Source organism: Mesorhizobium sp. M1406, assembly GCF_040317555.1.
Taxonomy (GTDB): Bacteria; Pseudomonadota; Alphaproteobacteria; order Rhizobiales; family Rhizobiaceae; genus Mesorhizobium.
In genome coordinates, this window is the sequence record NZ_JAMYKW010000056.1 from 21,350 (window position 1) to 31,269 (window position 9,920).

At 61.2% G+C, this 9,920-nt stretch carries 13 protein-coding genes and 2 pseudogenes; 11 read left to right on the top strand and 4 right to left on the bottom strand.

Going from position 1 to position 9,920, the window contains the following annotated elements:
* Positions 1-148 precede the first annotated feature (148 nt).
* From repC to NKH03_RS28410, 3 genes are all read left to right on the top strand, one after another.
* Positions 149-1,354, top strand: a complete 1,206-nt coding sequence (gene repC, locus NKH03_RS28400) for a plasmid replication protein RepC (protein ID WP_352972114.1) — start codon at positions 149-151, stop codon at positions 1,352-1,354.
* Between the two features lie 87 nt (positions 1,355-1,441).
* Positions 1,442-1,873 carry an antitoxin Xre-like helix-turn-helix domain-containing protein gene (locus NKH03_RS28405; protein ID WP_352972117.1) on the top strand — a complete coding sequence of 144 codons (432 nt, stop codon included), beginning with the start codon at positions 1,442-1,444 and terminating at the stop codon, positions 1,871-1,873.
* Positions 1,870-2,352 (top strand): RES family NAD+ phosphorylase, encoded by a 483-nt coding sequence (locus tag NKH03_RS28410; protein ID WP_352972119.1) that lies wholly within the window; start codon positions 1,870-1,872, stop codon positions 2,350-2,352. Before NKH03_RS28405 ends, NKH03_RS28410 begins: the two co-directional genes overlap by 4 nt.
* Before the next feature lie 139 nt (positions 2,353-2,491).
* Here NKH03_RS28410 and NKH03_RS28415 read toward each other — a convergent pair.
* A pseudogene (locus tag NKH03_RS28415) lies at positions 2,492-2,800 on the bottom strand (recombinase family protein); the annotation flags it as partial.
* A 179-nt stretch (positions 2,801-2,979) separates the two neighbouring features.
* Here NKH03_RS28415 and NKH03_RS28420 point away from each other — a divergent pair.
* Both NKH03_RS28420 and NKH03_RS28425 read left to right on the top strand, forming a co-directional pair.
* Positions 2,980-3,318 (top strand): type II toxin-antitoxin system RelE/ParE family toxin, encoded by a 339-nt coding sequence (locus tag NKH03_RS28420; RefSeq protein ID WP_352880633.1) that lies wholly within the window; start codon positions 2,980-2,982, stop codon positions 3,316-3,318.
* Positions 3,315-3,668: a helix-turn-helix domain-containing protein gene (locus tag NKH03_RS28425; protein WP_352880635.1), complete on the top strand. Its 354-nt coding sequence runs from the start codon at positions 3,315-3,317 to the stop codon at positions 3,666-3,668. The genes NKH03_RS28420 and NKH03_RS28425 overlap by 4 nt, the downstream gene beginning before the upstream one ends.
* A 224-nt stretch (positions 3,669-3,892) precedes the next feature.
* Here the strand turns inward: NKH03_RS28425 and NKH03_RS28430 are convergent, their stop codons facing one another.
* Positions 3,893-4,312: a hypothetical protein gene (locus NKH03_RS28430; RefSeq protein WP_352880636.1), complete on the bottom strand. Its 420-nt coding sequence runs from the start codon at positions 4,310-4,312 to the stop codon at positions 3,893-3,895.
* Between the two features lie 40 nt (positions 4,313-4,352).
* On the bottom strand, positions 4,353-4,538 hold the full coding sequence (locus NKH03_RS28435; protein ID WP_352972120.1) for a hypothetical protein: 186 nt from the start codon (positions 4,536-4,538) through the stop codon (positions 4,353-4,355).
* On the opposite strand from NKH03_RS28435, the pseudogene NKH03_RS28440 reads away from it, so the two are divergent.
* A pseudogene (locus tag NKH03_RS28440) lies at positions 4,525-4,650 on the top strand (IS256 family transposase); the annotation flags it as partial. The gene NKH03_RS28435 and the pseudogene NKH03_RS28440 sit on opposite strands and share 14 nt — an antisense overlap.
* An 11-nt stretch (positions 4,651-4,661) precedes the next feature.
* Here NKH03_RS28440 and NKH03_RS28445 read toward each other — a convergent pair.
* A complete protein-coding gene (locus NKH03_RS28445) occupies positions 4,662-5,834 on the bottom strand; it encodes a site-specific integrase (protein WP_352972122.1) in 1,173 nt (390 codons plus the stop codon).
* An 83-nt stretch (positions 5,835-5,917) separates the two neighbouring features.
* Here NKH03_RS28445 and NKH03_RS28450 point away from each other — a divergent pair, with 83 nt between their 5' ends.
* From NKH03_RS28450 to NKH03_RS28470, 5 genes are all read left to right on the top strand, one after another.
* The gene (locus tag NKH03_RS28450) at positions 5,918-6,226 is read left to right on the top strand and encodes a type II toxin-antitoxin system Phd/YefM family antitoxin (RefSeq protein WP_352873031.1); all 309 of its coding nucleotides are present in this window, start codon (positions 5,918-5,920) and stop codon (positions 6,224-6,226) included.
* The gene (locus tag NKH03_RS28455; RefSeq protein WP_352972123.1) at positions 6,213-6,644 is read left to right on the top strand and encodes a plasmid maintenance toxin (PemK-like); all 432 of its coding nucleotides are present in this window, start codon (positions 6,213-6,215) and stop codon (positions 6,642-6,644) included. The genes NKH03_RS28450 and NKH03_RS28455 overlap by 14 nt, the downstream gene beginning before the upstream one ends.
* A 202-nt stretch (positions 6,645-6,846) precedes the next feature.
* Positions 6,847-7,977: an RHE_PE00001 family protein gene (locus NKH03_RS28460; RefSeq protein WP_352972125.1), complete on the top strand. Its 1,131-nt coding sequence runs from the start codon at positions 6,847-6,849 to the stop codon at positions 7,975-7,977.
* A 93-nt stretch (positions 7,978-8,070) separates the two neighbouring features.
* Positions 8,071-8,754 (top strand): XRE family transcriptional regulator, encoded by a 684-nt coding sequence (locus tag NKH03_RS28465; protein ID WP_352972127.1) that lies wholly within the window; start codon positions 8,071-8,073, stop codon positions 8,752-8,754.
* Positions 8,755-9,363 carry an RES family NAD+ phosphorylase gene (locus NKH03_RS28470; protein WP_352972129.1) on the top strand — a complete coding sequence of 203 codons (609 nt, stop codon included), beginning with the start codon at positions 8,755-8,757 and terminating at the stop codon, positions 9,361-9,363.
* Positions 9,364-9,920 lie beyond the last annotated feature (557 nt).

The following is a 9,920-nucleotide window of genomic DNA, read 5'->3' on the forward strand; positions in this document are numbered from 1 at the left end:
AAAGAAAAAGGCCCCCGAACGTCACCGTCGCGGAAGCCCTTCTCAAGTCTGTAGCAAGCTGAGAATCGCACTTCCTCGAATCACTGTCAAGAGTCGTGGCGTCGTTTCGGCGAGCGGATTTCTTTTGCCTGATTGAAAGGTGAGGGAAATGGAGAGTGGGTATGGAACGACGCCCTTTGGGCGGCGGCCGATGACGCTTGCGCTGGTGCAAGCGAACGCGGCATCGCGAGAGATTCCTGATGGAGCTCTCGTCGAGAAGTGGCAGGTCTATCGTTGGTTGTGCGAGGGCAGGGCCGTCGTAGGTGTGGGAGATCGCGCTCTGGCCGTGCTGAGCGGGCTTTTGTCGTTCTATCCCGACGACCAGATCAGCGAGGAAAACGGCCTGATGGTCTTTCCCTCGAACGCGCAGTTGTCACTGCGCACACACGGTATGCCCAGTTCCACATTGCGGCGACATCTGGCTGAGCTGGTGAGTTGCGGCCTGATCATCCGTCGGGACAGTCCAAACGGCAAAAGGTTCGCCCGGAAAGGGAAGGGTGGCACCATTGAGGAGGCGTTCGGATTCTCACTGGCGCCGCTGCTGACGCGGGCCGTTGAGTTTCAGCATGCTGCCGAACAGGTGCGCGCCGACAGCCAGGCGCTCCGGTTAATGAGGGAGCGGATCACGCTTCATCGTCGCGACATCCACAAGCTTGTCGAGGCTGCGATCGCGGAGGGCGTTCCTGGCGACTGGGGAGCCATGTGGAGACGGTTCAGGGCCATTGTAGATGCAATTCCGCGGCGGGCAGGGCTATGCGAATTGGAGGCAATCGTTGCCGAGCTGACGAGACTTCATGACGAAGTGGACATGATGTTGGAAAACTTCATGAATTCCACAAAACCTAGCGCCAATGAGTCCCAAAATGAGCGGCAGCAATCTGATTCAAACACAGACTCCACTTTTGTATTTGAACCGGCTTTGGAGAAAAGCAGGGCGGCGGTCGAACCAAGGCGGGCAGACGACGCGAAACCGAAAAGCTATCCGATAGGACTTGTGCTGAAAGCCTGCCCCGAAATTTCAGACTATGCCGTGCACGGCATAGGAAACTGGCGCGATTTGATGATTACCGCCGTCCAGGTACGCGGCTTCCTTGGTATTTCGCCCTCGGCATACGAGGAGGCTTGCCATGTGATGGGCCAGGAGACCGCCGCCATCGTGATTGCCTGCATCTTGCAAAGGGCACAGCACATCAACTCGGCCGGCGGTTATCTGCGGGTTCTTACCGAAAAGGCGAGGGCAGGGGAGTTTTCGGTCGGGCCTATGCTGATGGCGGCGTTGAAGGCGAACGGTGTGACAGCAAAAATGACCGGGTAGCCCTTGGCGGATCGGTTCGCGCGATGCGGGGCTTGCATGGCGCATCATGTGAGGCTATATTTCGCCTCACATGGAATGGAGACTGAAATGCTGGCGTTTGGAAATGTCGCCGACGTGTTGGGGCTGCCCGTTAAGGAGGTCGCGGCACGGTCGCCTTTCGGGCTGATCTCCCGGATCGAGAATGGACTTCCCATCGGCGCGCTCGAGCGCGTTGCGCAGCTTCTGGCGCCTGGCGATGCTCAGTTCAAATACCGGCTGATCCCCAAGGCGACCTACGAGCGGCGCAAGGCGGTACATCGTCTCTCGTCGGACGAGGGCACACGATTGGCCCGCGTGGCGCGCGTCTGGAGTCTTGCTGTCGATGTCTGGCACAACGAAGAGGAAGCACGTGGTTTCTTGTTTCGGCCGCACCCGATGATTGAGGACAAGCGACCGATCGACGTCGTTATCCTGAGCGAGTTCGGCGCCGAAATGGTGGTCGATATCCTCGGAGGTCTGAAGTACGGCAGCGCTGCGTGACGGCGCAGACCCTCGATCGCACGCTATCGTCCTTTCGCATCGGCGATCCGGCCGGCACCTACCCGATCTTCGATGCGACCGGCTCGACAATCGCGCCAGGGCGATGGAACACGCCCGGAAGTCCTATCATCTACACCAGCGAGCACTATTCGACGGCCTTGTTGGAAAAGCTGGTGCATGGCAGCGGCCGACTGCCGCCCAACCAGCATTACATCGAAATCACAATTCCGCGCGGGCTGACCTACGAGGTCTTTTCCCAGCCGTCACTGCCCGGCTGGGACACGATGCCGGCGACGGTGAGCAAGGGATTTGGCGAAACCTGGTGTTTAGAACGGCGCAGCGTCATTCTGCTGGTGCCGAGTGCCGTGGCGCGTCTCGATTGCAATGTGCTGATCAATCCGGCGCATCCGGAGTTTTCAAGGATCCAGACAAGTCTGCACCAGCCCGTCTACTGGGACAGGCGGCTATTTGGCGCGTAACGGGGAGGGGCTTTGTGTCGCCTACAACCCCGAGGCCTTGGTGAGATTGACGCGGAACCGGTCACGTCGGCGCTGGTATTTCCGCGTCATCTCGGCCGAGGCATGGCCGAGCTGCTTTTGCACATAGCGCCATCGACCTCGAGAACATGCCTTGCGGCGTCGACGTATCGATCGGATCGCGGAGCGAGCGGAAATGCACGCCGCGCGTCTCAAGCTGCTCGATGACCTCCAACAGATGGCTGACCGACCGGGCGAGGCGGTCGAGCCGCACGAGGACGAGAACGTCGCCGGCGACGATCTCACACATCAGCTTCGCCAGCACCGGCCGGGAGCGAGAGGCGCCGGAACCATGTTCCTGGTGAACCATATGACAGCCGGTGGCGTTGAGCTCGTCGACCTGGGCGTCATTGAGTTGGTCTTCGGTGGAGACCCGTGCATAGCCGATCAAGGGGGGCGAGGAAGGGTGTGAGCCGTCTGCGTGACTTGGCCCTGCGGCGTATTTTGGGTCGATTTTTGCAAAGTTGCAATGTGTCAGAAAAGGAACGTTTGAGGCGAGTGTCGCGACACACGCCTTGACTTTTCCCTTTGCGTAAGCCATTTACTAACCCATTGGGTTATAGGAGTAGTATGCAGACTGTCGCCGAGACGCCGCTCTTCATCAAGCAGGCCACTGAACTTTTCACCGAAGAGGAGCGCTCGGAACTGATCGATTTCCTGGCGGCCAACCCCCAGGCGGGCGATGAAATTCCCGGTGCGGGTGGTGTTCGCAAGTTGCGTTTCGGCGCCAAGGGAAAGGGCAAACGCGGTGGAGCCCGCGTGATTTACTACTGGTACAGCGAGGAGGCGCCAATCTATGCGCTTCTGGCGTATGGAAAGAACGAGAAGACCGACTTGAAGCCGGAAGAGGCCAAGGCCGTAGCCGCGTTCGCGAAAGCGATCAAGGCAGCGAACAGGAGCAAGATATGAGCGAGATGACGAAGTTTGGAGCGGACCTGATCCAGGCGATGTCCGAGGCGCTGGCTCACGCTCAGGGCAAGGACGTTCCGGGAATGCAGGTCCATGCGGTTGATGTCGGCACAGTTGATGCGAAGGCGATCCGCAAGAGGCTGGACCTTACACAGGACCAGATGGCGACCGTGCTCGGAACCAGTCCGTCCGGCTACAAGAAATGGGAGCAGGGGACGAGGCAGCCCAGCGGCGCTGCGCGCACGCTGCTCCGGATCATGGAACGGGAGCCGGAAGCTGTGCTGCGAGCCCTGTCTAGGGAAGTTGCTGAGAGCGACGAAACGCGCGCTTCACCTGCGGCATCTCACTGACAGGAACATCAATCGGCTCGGTCCTATGTGATCACAGCGCGGCCCGTCCGTGGGTCCGTTCCGCGTCATTGTGATGCTGAACGGCGGTGCTGCGACTGCTGCATGCTTCGCGCAGCCTCAGCGAGATTGCCGGAGTGCAGGCTGTGGGCGGAGAAACATTTTCGGATCGAGCCCGGCCTCGGCAACGCGGCGTGAGGTGTCGCGCGACGCTTTCGGGGGCGATATCAGTCACCGACCTCGATCGAATTGTGATCGCACCACGTCCTCAACGCTCTTTCTTCCGCATTCGCTTCGAAAGCGTACCACCGATCGAGTGCACCCCTTCGCTGCAACAGATCCTTGAATCTTGCGTACGCGCCTCTTTTGCTGAAGATTTCTTGAACGTCACCGACGTTGTCAGGCAGAAATTGGCGTGCGAAGTCCAGTGCGAGCGGCTTGCCCAGGTCGAGTTCTTTCTTGTCAGGTATTTGGGCGTATTTGTCGCTGTCGTCGATATCATCCGGCAATTCGTCCAAATCACCCGTGAATTCGGAATGCCAGTAGAGCGTGCCTGACTGCTTGCACAGAAAGGCCTGATGTTCTCCCGTGCCCCCAGAACTGACGAATTCGAAAGCCAACAGTATGTCTTTAAAGCTGACGGGCATTGTCGTTCGGCGTCCTATATAGATGCCAACGCATCAGAGGTCAGTACCACGAGCTGTTCTCGATAGTGCCCCGCCGCATGGTGTACCCGGCGGTGACGAAGTCGCCCGCGAGCGCGCTCTCAACAACGCTGTAGCGAGCGGCGTAGCGGGGGCATCGATGTTCGCTGGCAAGGTCGAGTTGCTCACACCAACCTGATTCGAAGAACCCACCGATGACCGACGACATGATGAACCGCCGCACGCTCGTGGTGAAGACCCCTGACGCTGATCTTTTGCGCGAGATTATGGACTTTGCCGCCGAGCGGCGGATGGAGATGGTGGACGGCGCCGCAACCGGCGGTCCGGGTTCCTAAACGATGATTCTTGCTGCCCTTCCGAGCGTTCGTTCGGCCTCGTTGTAGTAGTTGGAAGCCTGCTGCACGGAACGATGCTGCGACTGCTGCATGGCTTCCTGCAGCGGAATGCCGCGACGGGCGGTTTCAGTGAGATATCCAGAGCGCAGGCCATGGGCGGAAAACGCCGCCGGGTCGAGTCCGGCCTCGGCGACGCGGCGCTTCAGGATCAGATTGACGGCCTGCGGCGTGAGCGCGCGTTTTTCGAGATTGCCCCAACGGTCGATGCCGCGGAAGACGGCGCCCTCGGTGACCTCGGCGCGTTCGAGCCACGATTGCAGAACCGTCACCGGCCGGCCGACGAGCAGCACGAAAGCGTCGCTGTCGGCCTGTGTCGTCTTGGTCCGACCGAGTCGGATCGACAGGCACGGCAGTTTGTCGCCGTCGGGATTCTTTGGATCGGCCGGAACGGGCTCTTCCTCGACCAGTTGTTCGACGCGGAGAGCAGAAATCTCGCTGCGGCGGCGGCCGCCGGAGGCAAAGGCGGTGATGAGAAGGGCGCGGTCGCGCAGGTCGACGAGACGGTCGCCGGCGCAGGCTTTCAGGAGGGCGGTCAAAATATCGGCGGTCACCGCCTTCTTGCTCTTGCGGCCGCGCGGACGGGCGCTGGCGCGCACCGCCAGCTTTATTGCGCTTTGCAGCCCCGGCGCGTTGAAGTTTCCGACAAGTCCGCGCCATTTGGTCAAGGTGGACCAGCTCGACAGGCGTCGGCGCACTGTGGCGGGCGCGTGTGGTCCGTCGCTGCGCAAAAGCCGCTGGGATTTCAGCGTCGCCGCAACGTCTTCGGGCATGCCGTGCGCTGGATCGGTCTCGTGTTTCGCGAAATCCCACAAATGGTGGGCGACGAATTTTATCAAAAACGCCTCCGGCGCTGGCCAGGGCAGCGGCTGTTTAGTCGCGGCGAGCGCCCAGGCCTCGAGATAGCCGAGGTCGGAGGCCAGCGCCCGCAGAGAATTTGCGCCGATGCCTTCTTTCGCCAGGTGGCGCAGGGTGGCGACGTCGTCATCGGTCAAAAGCCCGGCCAGAAAATCGCGACGGTCGAAGGGCAGCACGGAATCGAGCGCGTCGAGGGCTTCGGCCCGTCTCGCGACGATTTCAGCAGTCTTGGCGTTGGCAAGCTGCCCTGTCACTGGCTCGTTTCCCTCTGGTTAGCCGCCGATACTTGCGGAAAGCCCGTAAAGCCCGTATATTCCGGAACAAAGGAGTCTCGCCGATGACCACCACCGTCACCGCCGCCGCTGTCTCGAAAAACTTCGGCGCCTATCAGGATGCCGCCGTCCGTGATCCGGTCATTATCACCAAGAACGGCCGCCCGCGCACCGTGCTGCTGGCCTACGAGGATTTTGTCCGCCTGTCGAAGCGCGACCGGCGGGTCGAACTGACAGCGGAACTCGGCGCGGACGAGATCGCCGCGGTCGAAGCCTCCGAAATGGAGCCGGGTCTTGACCATCTCAACGACGAACTCTCTGGGTCAAAACCCGCCGGCGCAAAAAGCCTGACGGCAAAAAATGCTGCCGGCTGAAATCAAGGTCGGCCACGTCTTCCGTTATTCCTATCTCTGGCATTGGCAGCACCGCGAGGGCCGCGAGGAAGGCGACAAGGACCGGCCCTGCCTGGTGCTGGCGCTGGTCGCGATGCAGGAGGACGGCTCGCCGGTCGTCCGGGTCCTGCCTATCACCCATGCGCCGCCGTCCGATCCCGATGATGCCATCGAGATCCCGGCTGCGGTCAAGCTGCGCTTGCGGCTTGACGGCGAGCGGTCGTGGATCGTTTTGACGGAAAGCAACCGGTTCGCCTGGCCGGGGCCCGACGTCCGGCCGCTGGAGACGGAGAGCGGCTATTACGGGCCGCTGCCGCCGGCGTTGTTTGCCGCGGTCAAGCGCCGGTTTGTCACCATCGCGACAGGCCAGGCGCACACGAGCACGCCGCGCACGGCGTAACAAGGCAGTCTCCATCAAGACGTCTTCCAGGCGGGTTTCTGCGGCCTTCGCGGCGAGCTTTGCGCCGAATCTAGCGCCTTTTGGCGGTCAAATCCATCACTATCGATAAGAGGTCATTATCAATAGTGATTTTTGTCCCTGAACAAACACGATGTAAGTCCAGTGATACCCTCGCTAGCTTGACCAACGCGAATCAGCCATCATGAAAACAATGGCTTACACGCTCGACAAACTGCCCCTGGAAACCCTGATCGGGCCGGTTGCCCGCGCGACCGAGGTTTTGGTCCGCCTCGACGAGCGGGTCGCCCGTTCGCCGGTCCGCGACGGCTTTGTCGAGCGCCAGCATTTTGCCGACGCGGCTTCCGCGCTCTGGCTCGAGGGCGAACTCGTCCACCTCGAGGACCTCGTGCTGCACGACGCCCACATGGACATCCGCACCCCGACCCACGAACTCACCCGGGCGCACGCGGTGCTGCGAACCCGCCGGCGGATTTTTGCGCAAAAGCCGGACTGGGCGCTCAGCCGCGACGGTTTTTTGGCGCTGACCGGTCGCGGCGGCGCCATGCCGGCGGCGGGCCAAAAAAGCCGGGACGGGGAGGGGGCTGGAGCCAGCTCCTTTGAAGCCGACGATCGCGATGACGCTGAGGCCGACCGGCTGGCCGAAGAATTTGCCGAGATCGATGCCGTCCTGGCGCGCTCATCCAGGATTCTGAATGGCGCCGACGTGCCGGCTCGAAAGGAGGGCCGGCCGGAGCCGCAAAACGGCCTAATCTACGATCTCGACTGGAATGAAGAAGAACGGCTGGCCGAATGGCAGGCCGTTGTCGCCGGGGCACGCGATCTGCCGGTCGTCCTGCGCGCTGCAGTCCTGCTCGAAGCCTGGTCGGACATCGAGGTGCTGCAGCATGCCACGTGGCTCGGGCCGCTGCTGATTGCCGCACTGCTGCGACAGGAAGGACTCGCCGCCAACCATCTCGCTTGCATTCATCTCGGCGCGAAAAACATTCCGCGCGAGCGGAGGCGGGCGCGCAATCGCGGCGATCGGCTGCTCGCCTGGCTCGATGCCATTCACGACGCAGCGCTGGCTGGCCAGAAGGAACACGATCGGCTGGTGCTGGCCAAAAGCCAGATGGAGCGGCGACTCAAACAACGGCGCGCCAGCTCGAAACTCCCCGGCCTGGTCGAGCTCGTCATGTCGCGGCCGCTCGTTTCGGCGGGCATGATCCAGGACAGGCTAAAGGTGACAAAACAGGGAGCGCTCAACATGGTCGGTGAGCTTGGTCTGCGCGAGATGACGGGCAGGGGGAGGTTTCGGGCATGGGGAATTGTTTAGTCCGCAGCCATTCGCTACCAACTTTACGAAATTATCGAACTTGACGAACTTGCGATCTGCAACCATATTGGGTGACAGCAGGAGGTTCTCATCATGGCCGCTCCAAAACGCAGCAATCATAGCGGGACCGCATCGCATGCGGGATTCGCCGCCCTGAGTTTCACCACAAAGCTGCCGGCACAGGCAGTCTTCAAGAAGGTAGTGCTCGAACGCTATCAGGAAGCGATCGCACGCAGCCGCAAGATCGGCCATCGCGTATCGTTTCGGGTAGAGGTCGATGCGGCGGCTGATGCGCAGACGATCACGCCGGTCGAAGAGCAACCGATCGCCTCAGACGACATCTTTCCCGTCGAGGACACGGGCATGGATGCCGATCTCGAGGCGGCTCTTGCCGGAGCGCGCGCGCGTGGCCGCAAGCGTGTCGCCGAAATTGTCGCCGGCGAGGACATGCTGAGCGCGGATGCCTTTGCCAAGCTGCTCGGCACGTCGCGGGTGACGGTCAACGCCAGGCGGCAAAGCGGACAGGTGCTCGGGATCGATGGCGCCAAACGCGGTTTCCGCTTTCCTGTCTGGCAACTCGACAAGGACGGTCGTCCCCTCGGCGCATTGCCAGCGCTGCATGCCATGTTGGGCAATAGTGCCTGGGCCGTCTATCGGTTTCTGGTGTCGCGCCATGGCGCCCTCGATGGCCGGACCGGCCTTCGAGCCCTTCAACAAGGCGATGACGCCTCGGTTTTGGCCGCGGCGGAAGGCATGGCCAGGGGCGATTTCGACTGAATGCCGGGCGTTCCACCTCCAACCGATTTCGGGCGTGCAAACCTCGAAATCGAGACCATACCGCGGGGTCGGACATTCGGTCGGATCTACTGGAGCACCTACCCCGATCCGTTGGGATACGGGAAGTCGCCGAGCCGGTTCAGCGATCCTCGACGCCGCGGTGAAGCCAACCGGTTTGGCGTTCTTTACCTCGGCGACTCCCTGAAGGTTTGCTTCCTCGAGACGGTGCTCCGCGACCGGCGCGAAGCAATCCTTGACGATCTTCCAATAGAGGAAGTGGAGCTGACCCGACGGCGCTATGCGGAGATCGCGACTACGACAGACCTACGGCTGGTCGACCTCAGAGATGACAACGCCGTCAGAATGGGGGTGCCGACCGATGTCGTTCGGGCACAGCGCCAGAACCTGGCACGCCGGTGGTCGCTGGCGTTTCACGAGCATCCGTCCAAGCCCGATGGAATCATTTACCCCTCTCGCCTCAATGGCGCGACCAATCTTGCGATCTACGATCGGGCAACATCGAAGCTTCAGGCGAAGCGTGTTATGACCCTTCTCGGCGCGCGAGGGCTGGCTCAGGTTCTGGAGGATTTCAGGGTGGGGTTGGTGTGAAGATGCAGCTCGTATCCGTATCGCTTGGCGAAGATGCGCAAGGCCGATGGAAAGGGATCTTTAGCTGCGGTGACTCTCGATGAGACTAGCGTTGGGTAATGGTCTTTATATGCGCGACGATCCCTGCTTTCGCAGCAAGCGATTGCGCGACCTATGCCACCAAGGCCGTCACGTCCAACAATGCGAACCTGTCCAGACAATGCGGGTTCACAGGCTCGTCCTGGAACTCGCGCTACAACGCCGGCATTCAGAAGCATTGTGCAAGACTGGGCGCGGCCCTAGCGCCTCTTCGTCTTCGGTGTGATCTCTTCGATTCGCACCTTGTCGCCGATCTCTTTGGCCGCAGCCACACAGCTTTGGCCTTGTCTTTGGTGGTCAGCACGGTCCGCCAGTGCGGTTTCTCGAAAACACTGACCACGTAGGTTGTGGCCGACTTGTCGGCCATCTCCTCCCCCTGGTCTATTCGCGAACACCTAGAGCGGGATGATTTTAGGTTCGGTCATAGCCGGCCTCGAGGAAGTAATTTCGGCATTCGTTTGAAGTGACAATTTCGAGGG